Source organism: Rhizobium lusitanum (assembly GCF_014189535.1).
GTDB classification, from domain to species: domain Bacteria; phylum Pseudomonadota; class Alphaproteobacteria; order Rhizobiales; family Rhizobiaceae; genus Rhizobium; species Rhizobium lusitanum_C.
In genome coordinates this window covers 929,864-949,492 of sequence record NZ_CP050307.1, presented here as the reverse complement: position 1 = coordinate 949,492, position 19,629 = coordinate 929,864, and the positions used below count along the sequence as shown (strand labels likewise).

The following is a 19,629-nucleotide window of genomic DNA, read 5'->3' as shown; positions in this document are numbered from 1 at the left end:
GAATCGTCACTTTCATTCCTTTGTCGACCTTCGGCTTCGCTGGACGTCTGATCCCGGCAGGGATCATGGCCAATCGTTGCCGCTTATCCTCGATCAATCACTGTCAATTCGGCGGATAGACTGGAGTAGATCATGGCCATCGGAATCACATCGTTCGTTCTGGCGATTATCGGGCTGGCGCTCGGCGGCGGCGGCCTGTGGCTCGTCATGCTTGGCGGCAGTTTCTTTTATCTCTTTGCTGGCCTCGCATTTTTTGTGACCGCGATATTGCTGTTCCTACGCAAGGCGGCGGCCCTTTGGCTCTACGCGATCTTTGTGCTGGCGGCGCTTGGCTGGGCGATATGGGAAGTCGGTTTCGATTGGTGGCAGCTCGGCCCGCGCGGCGGTCTTGTCATTCTGATCGGTCTTTGGCTGCTGACTCCATGGATCCGGCGTCCGCTCGGCTTCCGCAGCCTCGACAGCGTGCAATATGCTTCCAGTCCCTGGCCGCTCGCCCTGCCGTTGCTCGCGGCAATCATCGTTGCCGGCTACTCTATGACCACCGATCCGCACGATCTTTCCGGCGATCTTCCGAACACTGTTGCGGCCAGCGCGCCGATGGGCGGCGATGTGCCGAATGGCGAGTGGCATCAATATGGCCGCACGCCTTACGGCCAGCGCTATTCGCCGCTTGACCAGATTAACGTCCAGAATGTCGCCAATTTGCAGGAGGTCTGGCGATATCAGACCGGCGACGTGAAACGTCCCGACGATATCGGCGAGACGACCTATCAGGTAACACCGCTGAAGGTGGGCGATACGCTCTATCTGTGCACGCCGCATAATCTGGCGATCGCGCTCGATGCGGTCAGCGGCAAGGAGAAATGGCGCTTCGACTCCAAACCCGGGATGAACCCGGATCGTCAGCACCAGACATGCCGCGGCGTCACCTATTATCACGATCAGGCAGCAGTAGCCGGTGCGCCTTGCGCCGATCGCGTCTACCTGCCGACCTCCGATGCGCGGCTGATCGCGCTGGACGCGGCCGATGGCAAGGTCTGCACGAGCTTCGCCGACCAAGGTGTGCTCCATCTCGAAACCGGCATGAAGTACAATCCGGCCGGCTATTACTACTCGACCTCGCCGCCTGTCGCCGTGGCGGGCAAGATCATCGTCGGCGGGGCCGTCAACGATAACTACTCCACCCAGGAGCAATCCGGTGTTATCCGCGCTTTCGATATCAACACCGGCGCGCTTCTGTGGAACTGGGACTCCGGCAATCCGGATCAGACCACGCCCCTGCCGGCAGGGCAGACCTACACCACCAATTCGCCGAACAGCTGGTCGGTATCGAGCGTCGATGAGGCGCTGGGTCTGATCTATATCCCGCTTGGCAATCAGGTTCCCGATCAGTTGGGCATGGGCCGCAGCGCAAATGTCGAGCGCTTCTCCTCCTCCGTGGTGGCGCTGGATATCAACACCGGCCAGCTCAAATGGGTACAGCAATTCGTGCACCACGATCTCTGGGACATGGACGTGCCGGCCCAGCCCGTGCTGTTCGATATGACCAAGGCTGATGGCTCCGTGGCGCCCGCGCTCGTCGCCTCGACCAAGCAGGGCGATATCTATGTGCTTGATAGGCGCACCGGCGAGCCGCTCATTCCATTCAAGGAGATACCGGCTCCGGGCGGCACCATTCCCGAGGACCACGCGTCACCGACGCAGCCGATCTCTGACCTTACCTTCTCGCCGCCGCCGCTGCAGGAAAAGGACATGTGGGGCGTCTCGCTGTTCGATCAGCTTGCCTGCCGCATCGCCTTCCACCGCTACAAATATGAGGGCCGCTACACGCCGCCGTCGCTTGAGGGTTCGATCATCTATCCCGGCAATTTCGGCACCTTCAACTGGGGCAGCGTCGCCGTCGATCCGGAGCGCCAGATCATGTTCGGCATGCCGACCTACCTCGCCTTCACCTCGAAGCTTGTCCCCCGCGCGGATATCCCGCCGAGAGGTCAGGACGATAAAGGCAGCGAACAGGGCCTGAACCGGAACGATGGCGCGCCATATGGGGTGTTTATGGGTCCGTTCCTCGGACCGCTCGGCATTCCCTGCCAGGCACCGCCATGGGGCTATGTTGCCGGCGCCGATCTCAAGACCGGCAAGATCGCATACAAGCACAAGAACGGCACGGTGCATGACATGACGCCGCTGCCACTGCCCTTCAAGGTCGGCGTGCCCGGCATCGGCGGGCCGATCGTCACCAAGGGCGGCGTCGCCTTCCTGGGGGCCGCGGTCGACAACTATCTGCGCGCCTATGACGTCACGAGCGGGCGTCAGCTCTGGGAAGCTCGTCTGCCGGCTGGCGGCCAGTCTACGCCAATGACCTATACCGCTGGCGACAAGCAATATGTCCTGATGGTAGCCGGCGGCCATGGTTCGGTCGGCACCAAGCCCGGCGACTATGTCATCGCCTATCGGCTGCCTTGAATCGAAGCTGGAGAGTAAACGTCGTTTGCTCTCCAGCTGCCACGGCTACCAGCCATTTTTCAGCAATCCATCGCGGTCAATGCGTGCAGACGACTCCCGGCCCTGCCGGCCGAAAAACTTTTCATAATGCAGTATATCTATAGAATTTACGCCCTTATCTTCGGCGCTGACATCCTGCACCCATAGGCCGCTGAAACTAGGAGAGCTCAGATGGATCTAGCGGTGCAACAGACGGATCGAATTCGGCCGGTGGCAGTCCGACTGGCGAGCGAGGAAGAGGCAATCGCGACGGCTCGGGTGCTGGCGAAACAATTCGCCGAATCCGCCTCCAGCCGCGACACCGACCGGCTGCTCCCGCATGCCGAGCTGGACGCACTCTCGCAGTCAGGCCTGCTCTCGATCACCGTTCCCTCCGAATATGGTGGACTGGATGTCTCCAACGCGGTCCTGGCCGAGGTGACTGCCATTCTCGCCGAGGCCGACGGTTCGATCGGGCAGATACCGCAGAACCATTTCTACATTCTCGAAGCGTTGCGAGTGGACGGCAGCGAGGAGCAGAAGCGGTTCTTCTTCGGGCGGGCATTGGCGGGAGACCGGTTCGGCAATGCACTGTCAGAAAAGGGCACCAAGACTGTCGGTCATTACAATACCCGTATTGTCCGCGAGGGGCTCGGCTACCGGATCAACGGCCGTAAATACTATTCGACCGGCGTCATCTTCGCCGACTGGATCACCGTATTCGCGCTCGACGACGAGGAGCGGCTAACCATGTCCTTCGTGCCGCGCGGCACCGAAGGCATCGAGATCGTCGACGATTGGGACGGCTTCGGTCAGCGCACCACCGGTAGCGGCACAACTGTTCTTAGCAATGTCTACGTACGGGCGGATGCGGTCGTTTCCCACCAAAAGGGTTTCGAACGCCCCACAACGATCGGTTCCGTCGGGCAGATCATCCATGCCGGTGTCGATCTCGGCATCGCCCGTGCCGCCTTTGCGGAGACGGTCGAATTCGTGAAGACAAATGCCCGCCCGTGGATGAATAGCGGCGTCGAGCGCGCCTCCGAAGATCCATTGACCATCGCGAAGGTCGGGCAGATCGCCATTCGTCTCGAAGCGGCCACGGCTGTCGTCGAACGCGCCGGCCGGAAGGTTGATATCGCCCAGATCGACCCGAGCGAAGCGAATGTGGTGGCGGCGACACTTGCCGTTGCTACCGCCAAGGTGTTGACGACGGAGATTGCGCTGGAGGCATCGAACACGCTGTTCGAACTCGCCGGCACGTCATCTGTGCGTGTCGGTCTCAATCTCGACCGCCATTGGCGCAATGCGCGCACCCACACGCTGCACGATCCCGTGCGCTGGAAGTATCATGTCGTCGGCAATTATTACCTGAACGATGTGACGCCGCCGAAAAACGGCGCGCTCTAGCCTTTGTTTTTACGCAATTCCGGACGGAAAACCGCTACGCACTTTTCCTGGAATTTCTTCTAAGCTCCCAACGAAAAGGCCCACTCCGGAAACCGGAGCGGGCCTTTCTTCATGCATCTTGGGAGGATGCTGATTAGCTGTAGAGGCTGACGGTTGGTATCTTGCCGTTCAAGACGAATTCACCGACTTCCTTGGCCTTGTAGAACACCGGATCGTGCAGCGTGTGGGTGCGAACGTTGCGCCAGAAGCGGTCGAACCGATAGCTCGACGCAGTGGAGCGAGCGCCGGTCAGTTCGAAGACGCGCGAGGTGATGTCCAGCGAAACATTGGTGGCGTGCACCTTTGCCGCATAGGCTTCCGCCGCCGCTTCCCCACGCTCCTGAGCGGTGACATCCCTGCCCCGCGAAAGGGCGGCCTGAACGGCTTCGGCGGCGCTGTCTGCGAGCGCTGCCGAGGCTTTCAGCGCTGCGGTGAACTCTCCTACCCGTTCAAGGATATAAGGATCATCCGATGCCTTCTCGACACCGGACGTAATCCAGGGCCGTGTTGTCGTGCGCACATAGTCGAGCGCGGCTTCTAGTGCTCCTTCGGCTGTGCCGAGGTAGAAATTGACGAAGACGAGCTGGATCAGCGGGGTATTGAAGGTTGGAAGCACCGGCGCAGGCGCATCCGGTTCGGAGGGCGGCGCGATGAAATCTTCCTCGTAGACCGGAAAATCGCGGAACTCGACGGTGCCGCTGTCGGAGAGCCGCTGGCCGATATTGTCCCAGTCGTCATTGGCGATATAGCCTGGCCGGTTGGTCGGCACGGCGAAACTGGCGACTTGGCCGTCTAACGCGGCGTTGGCGTTGATGTAATCGGAAATATGGGCGGCCGTTGAGAAGGATTTCCGACCGTTGAGCACGTAGGCGTTGCCACGCCGGGTAAGCTCAAGGCCCGGATCGCGCGGATTGACGGCGGCACCCCAATAGTGGTTCTTTGCCACCGTCTCGGCGCCGAGCGCATGGGCGCGAGCGGCATCATCGAGCGCCCAATAAATATATTGGCTATTGACGAAGTGATAGCCGAGAAGCTGGCCGAGCGAGCTCTCGCCGCGCGAGATGATGCGCACCAGCTTCAATGCGTCGACCCAATTGAGCCCGCCGCCGCCGATCTGCGGTGCATGAAGCGCATTGAAGAGACCGGAGTTCTTAAGCCGGATGATCTCCTTCAGTGGCGGCAGCCCTTCTCGATCGAGTTCGGCCGCTCGCTTCGCGAAATCGGCGGAAATCTCCGTCGCGGCTGAAAATAGTGCGTCCCGTCCGGTGCCATGGCTGGCGGCGAAGACGACATTGGATTTGCTCATGTGGGAACTCCCGATCCATCGATCGCTTGAAGTGATGATGCGGCGGGACCGAAAATAGCCCGCCGCATAAGTCCTGTTGCCGTGCTTAGAACAGCTTGGCTGGAATCCAGCTCGCCGTCACCGCATCGCTGGTGCTGAAGGCGGGGATCTTCGCGGCCAGATCCTCGATGGTCTTGACGCCAGCCGCGCGCAGGCTCTCCTGGGTCAGAAGCGTCGGCTTGACGGTGATCTGGTGCGGAACATCCTGTCCGGCGATCTGCAGGGCAGCCGCACGGACGGAAACAGCGCCGACGACGGCCGGATTGGTGGCGGCCGTCGCAACCCACGGGCTCCCCGGCTCGACGATTTCCTGGATATCAGCCGTCGAAACGTCGGCGGAATAGATCTTGATTTTGTCGGAGATGCCAAGATCGCCGGCTGCGAGTTTCACGCCACGAGCGAACTCATCATAGGGCGCGAACACGACCTTGATATCCGGATTGGCGGTCAAGACTGCCTTGGCCTGATCGGCGGTGCTGGTGGCGGTCGTATCGCTGACATTGCCAAAGCGCGCCTTTTCAACAACGCCGGGATTGGCGGCCTTGAACTTGTCCCAGACCTCGTTGCGGCGGTCGAGCGGCGCGAAGCCCGCGACATAGACATAACCGGCGGCAAAGCTTTTGCCGTTGTCCTTCACCACCTGGTCGAGCGCCTGCTGCGCCAGTTCGTGGTCGCTCTGCTCGACCTGCGGGATCTTCGGATTGTTGAGATTGACGTCGAAGGCGACGACCTTGATGCCCTTGTCGAGCGCCTGTTGCACGACGTCACCCAGCGATTCCGGCAAGCCGTGATCGATGACGATGCCGCTGACGCCGAGATTGACGGCCTGGAGGATCTGCTCACGCTGCTCGGCGGCGTCCTGGCGACCGGGGAACACGCGGAGATCGATGCCAAGCGCCTTGGCCTGCGCTTCCGCTCCTGCCTGATAGGCCTGGAAGAAATCGCCAGCGGAGATGTAGCTGATCAGCGCCAGCTTGACGCCGCCCTTGTCGAAAGGAGCCGGTGCGCCAGCAATGCCATCGGCGTGGGCCGGCTGCAAGAAGACGAATGGAATGACGGCAGCAGACAGAGCGAGCCGTGCGAGAGATTTCATCGTCGTGTTCCTTATAGTCAATCGAGAGCGTCGTCTGACGGGCAACTGGTTCCCGGCGACGCGTCAATCTATTAGAAATAATCTCTATCTTTTTAGTAGAGTAAATGATCTGAATTTTGCCGCTTCCGGAGATTCTTTGTTCCAACTTCGGCTTCGTTCCGGAAATGGCGTGCCTGGAAGTTCGGCGGTGGCCCAGGGCATTATCGGGCGAAACTGGAAAAGACTGCATGCCCCTGCTCCAAGTCGAAAATCTGACGCGCAACTTCGGTTCGACGCGTGCGCTTGCCGATGCGACATTGTCCGTCGAGCGCGGTGAGATCGTCGCCTTGATGGGTGCGAATGGCGCCGGAAAATCGACACTGGTTAAAATCCTGTCCGGCTCGCTGGCCGCTGACGGCGGCAATATCCGATTCAAGGGACATGGCTTCGCACCGGCAACCCCCGCTGAAGCGACCAAAGCCGGCATTGTCACCGTCCATCAGTCGACAGACCTTGTCGGCGCGCCCGGGCTGACCGTTGCGGATGCATTGCTCTTGCCGCGTTTTGCCGATCGCCGGATGCCGTTCTTCATCTCACGCGCCGGCATCCGCGCCCGGGCGCAAGCCATTTTGGACGTCGCAGGCTTTTCCTTGCCACTCGACCGGGATTTCGGCGATCTGCCAGCGGCGGACCGGCAATTGGTGGCTGTTGCACGCGCATTGGCCGATCAGGCCGACCTGCTGATCCTTGATGAACCCACGGCAAGCCTTTCAGGGCAGGAAAGCCGCCGGCTGTTCGATATTCTTCTGCGGTTGAAGAGCCAGGGGCTGGCGATCCTCTATATCTCCCATCGCACGGCGGATCTGGATGCGATCGCGGATCGCGCGCTGGTCATGCGCGGCGGGCGGGTCGTCGGATCCTTCACGCGCCCGATCGATTTCCCGGCCGCCATCGAGACCATGATCGGCCGCAAACTGGAATCGGCGCGACCGGGTGCGCGCGACATCGGCGGCAAGCCGGTCTTCGAAATACGCAACGCGCGCCTGGTGCCGAACGCCACCCCGTTCGATCTCTCGCTTCGGGAAGGCGAGGTCGTCGCTATTACCGGCGTGCTCGGCGCGGGCAAGAGCCGCCTGCTTTCGGCGATCTTTGGCCTCAACCCATTCGCCGAAGGCGACATGCTTCTCGATGGCAAAGCCTATCGGCCACGAACTCCGGCGCAGGCGATCGCCGCTGGTGTCGCCATGGCAGCGGAGGACCGTCACCGCTCTTCGCTGATGCCTGCCGCCTGGCCCGGTAACTCAGTCGCCGCCACTATCAGCCTGCCGCATCTCAGCCGCTGGTATCCGAACGGATTCCTCTTCGGTAACCGCGAACGGCAGGAGGCGGAGAAGGCGATTGATCGCTTGCGGATCAAGGCTCCGGGTCCCCTCGCCTCCGTCTGGACGCTCTCTGGCGGCAATCAGCAAAAGGTGGTGCTGGCGCGCTGGGAAGCGGAGCAAAGCCGGTTGCTGCTGCTCGACGAGCCCTTTCAGGGCGTCGATGTCGGCGCCCGGCATGACATCATCCAGGCCATACGCAGCCGTAGCGATCGCGCCACGCTAATTGCCACCTCCGACCCGGAGGAGGCCTACGAAGTAGCCGACCGCATTCTCGTGATCGACCGGCATAGCCTGAGCCCCGTCGCCAGCGCGACGACCCCAGACGCCCTTGAGGACACCACCGCATGACATCCGTTGACAATGAAAGCTTCCCACAGCCGGCGGAACGGACAGAGACGGCTGCCGCCGTCAATCCGATAGTCGGCTGGCTCACCGCGGTCAGTACCGTCCTGCGCTCCGGCGCGGTCTTCATCCTGCTCGCTGCGCTCATCATCGGCTTCACAGCCGCCCAGCCAGCATTCATCAACATCAACAACCTCATGAGCATCCTGCAGGCGGTCTCCGTCGTCGCCATCCTCGGCGCCGGTGTTACCGTGACGCTGGCCGTCGGCGGGTTCGATCTGTCGATCGGCGCGGTCGCCGCCTCGAGCGTCATGGCGGCGAGCTACGCGATGATCGTCTGGCAGCTTGATGTCTATGCCACCGTACCGCTGGTGCTGGCCTTCGGCGCCGCGATCGGCCTGATCAACGCCTTCATCATCGTCCGACTGAGAGTGCCGGACCTGCTGGCGACACTCTCGATGATGTTCCTGCTCTCCGGCCTGCAGTTGATCCCGACCGCAGGTCGCTCGATCTCTTCCGGGTTGATCCTGCCCAACGGTTCCAAGGCCGCCGGCAGCTACGATCCGCAATTCCTCCTGATCGGCCGCTACAGCCTGTTCGGCGTTGTGCCGGTTTCCGTCGTTCTGATGATCCTGGTCGCATTGGCGCTCTTCGTGCTGACCGAGCGGACCCGCATCGGCCGGCTGCTTTTCGCCACCGGCGGCAACGAGGTGGCGACGCGGCTGGCCGGCGCCTCCACGACGCGGCTGAAGACGCTGGCCTATGTCATATCCGGCACGCTCGCCTCGCTCGGCGGTATCGTCATTGCCGCGCGCGTCGGACGCGGTGATGTCTCCTCCGGTGGTTCGCTGCTGATGGATGCGGTTGCCGCCTCACTGATCGGCTTCGCGGTGCTTGGTCTGCGCCGCCCGAACGTGCTCGGCACCCTTGTCGGCGCCGTCTTCGTTGGCGTGCTGCTCAACGGGCTGACCATGCTGAACGCCCCCTACTACACCCAGGATTTCGTCAAGGGTGCTGTGCTCGTCGGAGCGCTCGCCCTGACCTACGGCCTCGGCCGCACCAACTCCTGACATCCCGCCCCTACCTCCGATCCCACAAGGAGCTAAAAATGAGCCGCGAAATCAGGCTGAACGCCTTTGACATGAACTGCGTCGGACACCAGTCGCCCGGACTCTGGCGGCATCCGCGCGACCAATCATGGAAGTACAAGGATCTCGACTACTGGGTCCACCTCGCCAAGACGCTGGAGCGCGGCAAGTTCGATGGTCTGTTCATCGCCGATGTGCTCGGGGTCTACGACGTGCTGAACGGCAATGTCGATGCAGCACTTCGCCATTCGGCGCAGGTGCCGGTCAACGATCCCCTGCAGCTCATTCCGACCATGGCCTATGTGACAGAGCATCTCGGCTTCGGGTTGACCGCGTCGCTCTCTTTCGAGCACCCATATACCTTCGCCCGCCGCATCTCGACGCTCGACCATCTGACCAAAGGCCGCGTCGGCTGGAATATCGTCACCTCCTATCTGAACAGCGGCGCGCTGAATGTCGGCCAGACTGCACAGACGAAGCATGACGATCGCTATGATCTCGCTGAGGAATATCTCGAGGTCTGCTATAAGCTCTGGGAAGGCAGCTGGGAGGATGATGCAGTGGTGCGCGACCGCGAGGCCGGCATCTTCACCCATCCGGAAAAAGTCCATCCGATCCATCATTCCGGCAAGCAATTCACCGTGCCGGGCATTCATCTGAGCGAACCGTCGCCGCAGCGCACGCCGGTGCTCTATCAGGCCGGCGCCTCAAGCCGTGGCAAGGATTTCGCTGGCGCGCATGCCGAATGCATCTTTGTCGCCGCACCATCGAAGCCGGTGCTAAAGCGTTACGTCGCCAATGTCCGCGAGGCAGCGGAGCGGGCCGGACGCAATCCGCGCGAAATCCTCGCCTTCAACCTGCAGACCGTGATCCTCGGCGAAACCGATGCTGAGGCGAAAAAGAAGTTCGACGAATACCGTAAATACGTCTCCTACGAAGGCGCGCAGGCGCTGATTTCCGGCTGGACCGGCATCGATTTCGGTCAGTTTGCACCCGACGAACCGCTCAGGCATCGCTATACCAACGCCGTGCAATCGGCCGTCGAAACCTTCACCACCATCGATCCAGACAAGGTCTGGACCGTGCGCGAGATGGCGGATTGGGTCGGCATCGGCGGTTTCGGCCCAGTCTTCGTCGGCTCGCCGCAAACGGTCGCGGATCTCCTGCAGGAATGGGTCGAGGATACGGATGTGGACGGCTTCAATCTCGCCTATGCGGTGACGCCGGAAAGCTTCGAAGATGCCGTCGACCTGCTTGTGCCGGAGTTGCAGAAGCGTGGCGTCTACAAGACCGAGTATCGCCAGGGAACCTTACGGGAAAAGCTCGGCGGCAACGGCCCGCGACTACAGGCACCGCACCCGGGCGCCAGCTATCGGAACTTGCATGAAGAGCGGATCGCCAGGGCCGTGGCGGGATAGCGGCGCACTCGCGCCGCTATCCCTTGGCCTACCCAACCGCGTGGCGGATGGTTTTCGAAATGCGTAGCAGGAAGGCGGGCCTCGACGAGGCGACGAGCTTCCACGACAGGACTGCTTTCGCCATGCGTTGAGGCAGAACGCCGACGGATAGAAACCACGCCGCCAGCATCGCGCGGCGGCGTAGGGATGCATTCATTTCCATACTGGCCACGGCACCGGCGGTGCCGAGGGTAAATCTGGAATCGCTGGTCATGGGATGCTTGGAACTATCCATGCAGAGCGATGCCAGGCGCTCTTCCAGATGGACGGGATCATGGAGATTGACGTCCTGCGGCACGGTCAGGCCGACTTCGGCGGCCTGATCCGACAAGGCATCCATTCGGTGAAAATCATGTTCCATGCGCCAGCGCGCGCGTTGACCGAGCTTCTCCGCGAAGACGGAATGATTGGCGCCGTGAATGCGATAGGCGCCGAGACAAGTCTCGATTGAGGTTACTTGTCCATGGAGAGGCGCCACGGTGACGAGATAACCATCGGCACCCTGCCGGAAATCCGTTTCCGGGACCGGCATCACCGTTTCCAAAACGGTGCGCCTGAAGGCCAGCCCGCTGGTGACGGTGGTCTGATAGCGCCCCCTCTGCAGTAGTTTCGAGGTGACGTCGCCGGAATCGAACGGCAACTCCGAAGGCGGAAAGACATCCTTTACCTGCTGATCCTCGTCGACGAGGTGCAATCGGAATTGCACCTGGACAGTGTCGTCCTCCCAACCATTGACGATTTCGGACACCGCATTCGGATAGAGATAATCGTCAGCGTCGAGAAAGAGGATGATTTCGCCGCGGCTTGCGGCAAAACCCGTGTTGAACGCCGCACCGTGCCCGCCATTGGCTTCTTTCAGGCACGCCTTGATGCGTGATCCGTAGGAGGCGATGACATCGGCGGAGTCATCGGTGGACGCATCGTCGACGACGATGACTTCCACATTGTCGTAGTCTTGCTCCAACGCGCTGCCGACAGCGCGGCGGAGGAAGCGTGCGTAATTATAGTTCGAGATGATGATGGAAACTGAAGCACGGTCTGGGATGGAGTGCATCGCATTGAACCTCGCAATTCTGCTTTGGTCGCGGCGAACCTTCTCATTCAGGTCCTGGGAAAACCCGTCTCGGGAAGCACAGCTCCTCGATGTGGAGAAGCTGCTGTCACAGACGTGCTGCCCGAAGGGTGGCGAAGACGAAGTCTGAACTTCGTCTGTACTGTTGCTAGCCTCGGCAGCTTTGTGGCTATTGAATGGCTCTGGCCCCGAATTGCCAAGATTAAGCCTCGGCCGCCGTATTCTTTCGAGCCTGACCTTCCCCCCGAGACGGTTGCCATGTTGATGGCTCTGCGGCCGCTGACGCCGTTAGATAACGCTCCCCGGTGTCCGGCAGAACGGCGACAATGACTTTGCCGGCGTTCTCCGATAGGGCGGCAAGCTGGGTGGCAGCCCAGAGCACCGCGCCCGACGATGTTCCGGCAAATATTCCCTCCTCCGCCACCAGCGCCGCTGCCGTCTTCCGTGCCTCGGCGGTACTGAGGGCGATAACCTGATCGGCAATTGTCGTATCAAAGTTTCCCGGCAGTTGTTCGGCGGCGACCTCGGTCACCTTATGAACCCCGTCAATCTGATTCGGATAGGGATTTTCCTCGGTCGGTAGGGATTCTGCGGATGGCTCGGCGATCACCACCTTCAAACCTGGCTTCTGCGATTTCAAAAACCTGCCGGCGCCCGATATGGTTCCACCCGTTCCGACCGCGCCGACGAATATGTCGACCGCACCATCCGTGTCGCGCCAGATTTCTGGCCCGGTTGTTTCGAAATGGGTCCGTGGATTAGCCGGATTGGCGAGCTGATCCGTGAAGAAGGCCGTAGGATTTTCCTGCTGGACGCGGGCCGTTATCTTTTCCAGCGCATCCGGATCGAGGAAGAACTCATTCTTCACCTTGACGATCTCCGCTCCGTAGAGACGAAGTAGTTCGATCTTGTCCTGGCTGATGTTGTCGCTGAGGTAGAATTTCGTGCGATAGCCTCTTGCTGCCGCAACTGCCGCCAGGCCGATGCCCGTATTGCCACTTGTCACATCGACCAGCAGGTCGCCCCGACGGATTTTTCCGGCCTCTTCGGCTTCCTTGATGATGCCCCAGGCGATACGGTCCTTCACGCTTCCGGCGGGATTGAAATATTCAATCTTCGCGAGGATGCGGGCATGGAGGTTCCGGTTTCTACGGTAATTGTGAAGCTCCAGCAGCGGCGTATTCCCGATGAGATCCGAGAAGCTATCGTATATTCTTGCCATTGCGGCACTCCGGTCGTTGGATTGGCGTCAGTCGTCGCTTCGCTGGCATTTCAGGAAGCGACCCGGATATCGACCGATCCTCGCCAGCCTAACTCCGGCGCAATCCGCGTGACGAAGTCATGGAGGATCTGGCGATATTGCTCGTGCTCGAACTCGTAAGGCAGTTCCAGCCGCAGCTCGCTGACCTTGGGCAGGACCGGATCGGCGAAAAGCTGCTCCAAGATTTCCTCCGAGGTTCCGATGATATCACGAGCAAATAGGGTTCGCCGCTCGCCTTGTGGCGTTAGCGTCCGCTCATGGCGGCCGGCGACATAGTCCTTATACCGGCGACGCGTGGCGGCATCGGCACTGTCGAACGGCACGATAACGCGTCCAAGGGCGATACGACCTCGGGTTCCGGCGGCGGCACGATATGTATCGATCAGCCGCGACTGGGCGACGAGGAAGTCGTCGGTTCCCTCGCCGGTTATCACATTGCCGGTCAGCAGGTTAAAGCCGTTGCGGCCGGCCCATTCGGCGGAACGCTGCGACCCGCCGCCATACCAGATCCGATCGATTAGCCCCTTGGCATAGGGCTGCAGGCGCGGCCGGATCGGGCCGAACGGCGTCTTGATGAAGGTCTGCTCGTCGCCGAGAGGCGTGCCGCGCAGATTGTCGGCAAAGCGCAATACGCGGTCATGGGAGAAATCATTGCTCTCCCAATCGCCGTCGAAGACCAGCGGCGCGATCAGGTCGGCATGCAGCGGCCGGCCGGCGCTGACGCCGATGTTCAGCCGCCCACGCGACAGGACATCGACGGTGGCAAGATCCTCGGCCAATCGATAAGGGCTCTCGTAGCCGATCGGGATCACCGCCGTTCCCAGTTGGATACGGCTGGTGCGCTGGGTTGCCGCCGCCAGGAAGGCGCTGCCCGACGAAATACCCGGCTCCAGATGCCGCTGACGGACCCAAGCACTGTCAAAGCCCAGTTCCTCGCCATATCGCAGCTGTTGCAGCGTCTGCTCCAATCCCGCTAGCGGATCGTCGTCCGGGTAATTGCCGGGCGTCAGGAAGCCGATATGGTTGATTGAGATCTTGCGGCCGCTCATGTCATCACTCCCGTTTACGCATTCTGCGATCAATATCTCGGCAGGCCGGGTGGATTGGTTTCCGACTTCGGGAGGGCTTCCTCCGCCAGATGCCATTGGTTGAGGATCTTGCCGTAGGTACCACTGGCAATCAGATCGTTGGTGGCGACGGTCAGGGCGTCGGCAAGACCACTCCCCTTGCGCGTGGTCACCGCAACATCCGAGCGATCCGGCCAGCCGGCACTCAGCGTCCCGACACCCTTGATGTTCTTGTCGCGCGCGGCGATGTAGACGAGTTGCGCATGCGGCTGGACGATCACATCGGCGCGGCCAGACGCCAGCGCCAACAGGCTTGCGGCATCGTCGTCATAATATTGCAGCTCCAGCGGCTTCAGACCGGCAGCGACATTCTCCTTGCTCCATTCGAGCAGGATGCGCTCCTGATTGGTGCCGGCGCCGACGATGAAGCGGAGACCGGCCGCATCCTTCGGTTCCTTGATCGAGCCGACCTTGCTGTCCAACTTGACGTAGATGCCGTGCAGACCCTGGCGGTAGGTGGAGAAATCGAATTTCTCCTTGCGCTGCTCGGTAACGCCGACATTGGAGATGACAGCATCATATTTGCCTGAGGTAAGGCCCAACGGCCAATCGATCCAGGCGACCGGCACCAGTTCCAGCTTCAGCCCGAGGCTGTCAGCGATGGCGGTGGCGATATCCGGATCGGCACCAACCACGGTCCTGGCGTCCGTCGCATAGGTGGCAAGCGGCGGGCCGCCGGGCGCGACGGCAACCGTGAGCGTGCCCGGTGTGACGAACTTGAAAGCCTTGGGGATGGCAGCCACCGCCTTTTCATCCCGCTCGATATGAATGCGGCCCGGTTGTTCCGGGCTCAGATCGAAACTCAGATCATCGGCGCGAGCCGCGCTGAAAGACGTCAGTGCCGTCATCATCAGTAGGAACGAACATGCCCGGAGGGCCGGTATGCCTGTCATGATAGTCTCCATATCCCGTCTTTGTGAATCGCCGGCTCACACTTTCGCCGAACCGGCGGTCTGTTGCATCGCAGCCGATTATGACCCGCTCTTCGGCAAGCCGGGCGGATTGGTCTGAGACTTATCGACGGCTTCGGAGGTGAGGCTCCAGCGCTTCAGCACCTCGCCGTATTTGCCGTCCTTGATCCGGTCGTTGAGCGCGATCGTCACCGCATCGGCAAGACCTGCGCCCTTGCGCGTCGTCACCGCGATCTCCGCAGTCAGCGGCCAGCCGCCACTGACGATACCGACCAGCTTGGTACTGCCCTTGATGGAAGCGCTGTATGCGAGCGTGGCGTTCGGGTTGAACTCGACATCGGCCCGACCGGACTGGATCGCCAAGTCGGCGGCGGCGCGATCGTCGTAATATTGCACCTCGACCGGCTTCAGTCCGGCGGCGACATTCTCGCGGTCCCACTCCAGGATGATCTTCTCCTGGTTAGTACCGGCACCGGTGATGACCTTCAGGCCGGCGACATCCTTCGGCTCCTTGATCGCGGTGATCTTGCTGTCGGACTTGACGTAGAAGCCGAGCACGTCCTTGCGATAAGTGGAGAAATCGAACTTCTCCTTGCGTTGCTCGGTGACCGTCACATTGCTGATGACAGCATCGTACTTACCGGAGGAGACGCCGAGCGGCCAATCCTCCCAGGCAACCGATACGAGGTCCAGCTGAAGCCCAAGCGAATCCGCGAGCAGCTGCGCGATCTCTGGATCAGTACCAACCACGGTCTTGGCGTCGGTGGCATAGGTCGCGACTGGCGGATCCCAGGGGTTGATCGCCACCGTGAACTTACCCGGATTGACGAATTTGAATCCCGGCGCGATCGCCTTGATCGCAGCCTCGTCTTTTTCGGAACGAATCCGATTTGACGTATCAGGGCTGAGATTGAATTTTTCCGCCGCATAGGCGGAGCCGAGCCCGAGAACGGCCACGGCAATCACGCCGGCCACCAGGGATGTCGTTTTCTTGAAGACAGTCATGTAGCTTACCTTCTTTTCACTCTATGGTTGTGGTTGCGCATACTTTCTTCCTTTCGCGAAGTGGGGCCGGTTTTCGCTAAAGAACTTTTGCCAGGAACTCGCGGGTGCGCGGATGTTCGGCGTCATTGAAGATTCTGGACGGTGGGCCGACCTCAAGAATGTGGCCACCTTCGATGAAGACCACCGTGTCGGCGACCTCGCGGGCAAAGCCGACCTCGTGGGTGACGATGACGAGCGTCGTGCCGGTGCGGGCAAGTTCCTTGATGACGTCGAGCACTTCGCCGACCAGTTCCGGATCGAGCGCCGAGGTTGGTTCGTCGAAGAGCAGGACCTTGGGGCGCAGCGCCAGTGCGCGGGCGATCGCGACACGCTGCTGCTGACCGCCGGAAAGCTGACGCGGATAGGCGTTGATCTTGTCGCTGAGGCCGACGCGTGCGAGCAGCTCCTGCGCCAGCTGCACGGCTTCCTCGCGGCTGACGCCACGCACCTGGATCGGTGCCTCGATGAGGTTTTCCAGCACGGTCAAATGGGGGAAGAGATTGAAGCTCTGGAAGACCATGCCGATATCGGCGCGGCTCTTGAGAATGTCCTTCTCCTTCAGCTCATAGAGCGTGTCGCCCTTCCGGCTATAGCCGATAAAATCGCCGTCGATGGAGATGAAGCCGCTATCGACGCGCTCCAGATGGTTGATGGCGCGCAGCAGCGTCGACTTGCCGGAGCCGGAGGGGCCGAGGATGGCGGTGACGCTGCCGGGCGGAAGATTGAGTTCGACATTGTCGAGCACCTTCAAGGCGCCGAAGCTCTTCGAAATGCCATGAATGCGCACAGCGCCGCCAGACGCCCGGAGGCTTGCCACATCGCTGAAACCGGTTTTGCGTAGAACATCCGTCGTTGCCTCAAGCACCGGCAGCGGACGCCGAAAGCCGGCGAAGAAGGCCTGGAAGGGGAGCGGCGTCGGATTGCGCAGCGCGCCCCTGGAGAAATAGCGTTCGATATAATACTGCGCGATCGACAGTACCGTCATGATGATCAGATACCAGACGGTCGCAACCATCAGCAGCGGGATGACTTCGAGGTTGCGGCGATAGATGACCTGGACAGTGTAAAAGAGTTCCGGCAGCGCGAGTACGTAGACCATGGAAGTGCTCTTCGCCAATCCGATGAGCTCGTTGAAGCCGGTCGGGAGAATGGAGCGCATGGCCTGCGGCAGAACGATACGAAAGGCTTGGCGTCGTCGCGACAAGCCAAGGGCGGAGGCCGCCTCCAATTGCCCCTGATCGACGGAAAGGATGCCACCGCGCACGATCTCGGCGAAAAAGGCTGACTGGTTGAGCGTCAGCCCCAGGAAGGCGGCGGCAAATGGCGTCAGCAACTGCACCGTCGGATAGTCGAGAAAGACCACATCGGTGAAGGGAACGCCGATCTTGATCGTCTCGTAGAGGTAGCCGAGATTGTTCAGCACCAGCAGTAGCACGATCATCGGGATCGAGCGCAGCAGCCAGATATAGCCCCAGGAAAGGCCTGATAGCAGCGGCGACTTGGAAACGCGCGCCAGCGCCAGCGCCGTGCCGAGTATGGAGCCGGAAATCGCGGCCAGCACCGTCAAGAGCAGCGTCCTGCCGAGGCCGACGAGAACGGGCTCGGCGAAGAACCATTCGCCAAAGACGCCCCAACCCCAACGCGGATTGGTGAAGGTGGAATAGAGCACGGCGGCGATAACGACAGCGGCGAAAATGGTGCCCGCCAGCCGGGCGGGATGGCGCGCCGGCACGATCCGGTAGCGGGAATGATCCTGCTTTTGATCGGTGACCCTGCTGCCAGAATCAATCCCGGCGAAATCTGTCGTCAGTGCCATGATATTTCCCTTTAATGGATTATCGGTCTGTTGCCGCTTTCACCTGTTGCTGCCAGCCACGCGCAGTTCCGGTTCGGCCAGATGGGTGACATCCTTCTCGAAGGGCAGCGTCTTGTGGATTTCCGGATCGACTGTCTGATCGAACAACGCGGTATAGCCGTAGCCGAGATAGAGACCGACGGCCTCCGGCTGCCGGAAGCCGGTGGTGAGATAGATCCGGGAATAGCCCTGGCGGGCCGCCTGCGATTCCAGCTCGACCAGAAGCTTGCGCGCCAGTCCCTGCCGGCGCAGATCGTTACGGGTCCAGATGCGCTTGAACTCGGCCGTACGTTCATCGTAGCGCTTGAAAGCGCCGCCGCCGATGGTTTCGCCGTCGCGGATCAGAAGCAGGAAATTACCATTCGGCGGCGCAAAATACTCCGGCGGATAGCGATTGAGCTCCGCTGCCGCGCCTTCGGCGCTGAAATAGTTGCCGTAGCGGCTGTCATATTCATGGATCAGCTCATCGATCAGCGGCTTGGCGCGTGGGTCGAGAGGGGTTGTGTAGAGAAAGCTGTCACTCATCTCATCAGCCGTCCTGTTGTGGTCACTATGAAAGGAAGGTCTCGACCAGCCGCACCCAGTAACGGGCGGCGGGCGCTATGATCGTGTCGTCGAAATTGTAGTGAGCGCTGTGCAGAGGGGCGCTGTCGCCATTGCCGACGAAGAGGTAGCTGCCCGGTTGCTCCAGCAGCATGAAGGCGAAATCTTCGCTCGCCGTGCGCGGCCGGAAATCCTTGGCGACCTGCGCCTCACCGAAGGTCTCCAGCGCGACCGAGCGACCAAAATCCGTCTCCTCACGATGGTTGATCAGCGCCGGAAAGCCGAGGCGATAGTTTACATCTGCCTGAGCGCCGAAGCTTTCGGCCTGGGCGCGGGCAAGGGCTGGAATACGCTCCTGCAATTGCTGGCGAACCGCCTCGCTGAAGGCGCGCATGGTCAGCTTCAGCTCGACGCTTTCCGGGATCACATTTGATGCCGAGCCGGCGTGGATCGAACCGACGGTGGCGACCGCCATGTCCTGGGGATCGACATTGCGGGACACGACGCTCTGCAACGCTGTGATGAAGGAAGCAGACGCCAGGATCGGATCGACGGATTTGTGCGGCTCAGCCCCATGACCGCCCTTGCCGACAATGCGGATCACGGCCTGATCGACCGAGGCCATGGCAGCACCGGCGACGAAGCCGAACTGGCCTGTTGGCACGCCCGGCCAATTGTGCAGGCCGAAGACGGCGTCGACCGGAAAGCGTTCGAAAAGCCCGTCGGCGATCATCTTGCGCGCACCGGCGCCGATCTCTTCGGCCGGCTGGAAGATCAGGGTGAGTACGCCCGAAAAACGGCGGGTCTCAGCGAGATAGCGTGCCGCGGCCAGCAGGATCGAGGTATGCCCATCATGGCCGCAGGCATGCATGACACCCGGATTGTCGCTGGCATAGGGAAGATCCGTCGCCTCCTCGATCGGCAGGGCGTCCATATCCGCCCGGATACCGATGCGTTTTTCGCCGTCGCCACCCCGAAGGGTAGCGACGACGCCGGTGCCGCCGACACCTGTCGTCACCTCGTAACCCCAGGAGGAAAGGAGAGAGGCGACGATCTTGCTGGTCCGCAGTTCCTGGAAAGCGAGCTCTGGATAGCGATGCAGATCATGGCGAAGCTCGATGATTTCATCGATGAAGGAAGCGATGCCCTTTTCGATGTCGTCCGCCGGTCGATGGTGTTGGGAAATGACATTCATGG

Annotated in this window: 15 protein-coding genes; 5 read left to right on the top strand and 10 right to left on the bottom strand. The window is 61.1% G+C overall.

The genetic code is table 11. The features are described 5' to 3' along the window. Positions 1–132 precede the first annotated feature (132 nt). Together HB780_RS07395 and HB780_RS07390 are read left to right on the top strand one after the other, a co-directional pair. The gene (locus HB780_RS07395; RefSeq protein ID WP_183689377.1) at positions 133–2,466 is read left to right on the top strand and encodes a glucose/quinate/shikimate family membrane-bound PQQ-dependent dehydrogenase; all 2,334 of its coding nucleotides are present in this window, start codon (positions 133–135) and stop codon (positions 2,464–2,466) included. A 210-nt stretch (positions 2,467–2,676) separates the two neighbouring features. Then, positions 2,677–3,894: an SfnB family sulfur acquisition oxidoreductase gene (locus tag HB780_RS07390; protein WP_183689376.1), complete on the top strand. Its 1,218-nt coding sequence runs from the start codon at positions 2,677–2,679 to the stop codon at positions 3,892–3,894. A 133-nt stretch (positions 3,895–4,027) separates the two neighbouring features. On the opposite strand, the gene HB780_RS07385 is transcribed toward HB780_RS07390, so the two are convergent. Beyond that, positions 4,028–5,239, bottom strand: a complete 1,212-nt coding sequence (locus tag HB780_RS07385; RefSeq protein ID WP_183689375.1) for an acyl-CoA dehydrogenase family protein — start codon at positions 5,237–5,239, stop codon at positions 4,028–4,030. 85 nt (positions 5,240–5,324) lie between these two features. Continuing rightward, positions 5,325–6,371: a substrate-binding domain-containing protein gene (locus tag HB780_RS07380; RefSeq protein ID WP_183689374.1), complete on the bottom strand. Its 1,047-nt coding sequence runs from the start codon at positions 6,369–6,371 to the stop codon at positions 5,325–5,327. Between the two features lie 227 nt (positions 6,372–6,598). Between HB780_RS07380 and HB780_RS07375 the strand changes: the two genes are divergently transcribed. The 3 genes from HB780_RS07375 to HB780_RS07365 are packed head-to-tail and all read left to right on the top strand — an operon-like array spanning position 6,599 to position 10,580. Further along, complete coding sequence (locus HB780_RS07375; RefSeq protein ID WP_183689373.1) at positions 6,599–8,080, top strand: sugar ABC transporter ATP-binding protein; 1,482 nt, start codon at positions 6,599–6,601, stop codon at positions 8,078–8,080. Beyond that, positions 8,077–9,144 carry an ABC transporter permease gene (locus tag HB780_RS07370; RefSeq protein ID WP_183689372.1) on the top strand — a complete coding sequence of 356 codons (1,068 nt, stop codon included), beginning with the start codon at positions 8,077–8,079 and terminating at the stop codon, positions 9,142–9,144. The genes HB780_RS07375 and HB780_RS07370 overlap by 4 nt, the downstream gene beginning before the upstream one ends. A gap of 38 nt (positions 9,145–9,182) precedes the next feature. Beyond that, positions 9,183–10,580 (top strand): LLM class flavin-dependent oxidoreductase, encoded by a 1,398-nt coding sequence (locus tag HB780_RS07365; protein ID WP_183689371.1) that lies wholly within the window; start codon positions 9,183–9,185, stop codon positions 10,578–10,580. A gap of 28 nt (positions 10,581–10,608) precedes the next feature. On the opposite strand, the gene HB780_RS07360 is transcribed toward HB780_RS07365, so the two are convergent. From HB780_RS07360 to HB780_RS07325, 8 genes are all read right to left on the bottom strand, one after another. After that, a complete protein-coding gene (locus tag HB780_RS07360) occupies positions 10,609–11,673 on the bottom strand; it encodes a glycosyltransferase family 2 protein (RefSeq protein ID WP_183689370.1) in 1,065 nt (354 codons plus the stop codon). A gap of 220 nt (positions 11,674–11,893) precedes the next feature. Next, on the bottom strand, positions 11,894–12,913 hold the full coding sequence (locus HB780_RS07355; protein WP_183689369.1) for a PLP-dependent cysteine synthase family protein: 1,020 nt from the start codon (positions 12,911–12,913) through the stop codon (positions 11,894–11,896). Positions 12,914–12,963: 50 nt separating this feature from the next. Then, complete coding sequence (locus HB780_RS07350) at positions 12,964–14,001, bottom strand: LLM class flavin-dependent oxidoreductase (protein ID WP_183689368.1); 1,038 nt, start codon at positions 13,999–14,001, stop codon at positions 12,964–12,966. A gap of 29 nt (positions 14,002–14,030) precedes the next feature. Then, positions 14,031–14,972 (bottom strand): ABC transporter substrate-binding protein, encoded by a 942-nt coding sequence (locus tag HB780_RS07345; protein ID WP_183689367.1) that lies wholly within the window; start codon positions 14,970–14,972, stop codon positions 14,031–14,033. A gap of 78 nt (positions 14,973–15,050) precedes the next feature. Beyond that, positions 15,051–15,995, bottom strand: a complete 945-nt coding sequence (locus tag HB780_RS07340) for an ABC transporter substrate-binding protein (protein WP_183689366.1) — start codon at positions 15,993–15,995, stop codon at positions 15,051–15,053. 76 nt (positions 15,996–16,071) lie between these two features. After that, entirely contained in the window at positions 16,072–17,850 is a 1,779-nt protein-coding gene (locus HB780_RS07335; RefSeq protein WP_183689365.1) for an amino acid ABC transporter permease/ATP-binding protein, read from the bottom strand. A gap of 39 nt (positions 17,851–17,889) precedes the next feature. Beyond that, positions 17,890–18,414, bottom strand: a complete 525-nt coding sequence (locus tag HB780_RS07330) for a GNAT family N-acetyltransferase (RefSeq protein WP_183689364.1) — start codon at positions 18,412–18,414, stop codon at positions 17,890–17,892. 25 nt (positions 18,415–18,439) lie between these two features. After that, complete coding sequence (locus HB780_RS07325; protein ID WP_183689363.1) at positions 18,440–19,627, bottom strand: M20 aminoacylase family protein; 1,188 nt, start codon at positions 19,625–19,627, stop codon at positions 18,440–18,442. Between the last annotated feature and the right edge of the window lie 2 nt (positions 19,628–19,629).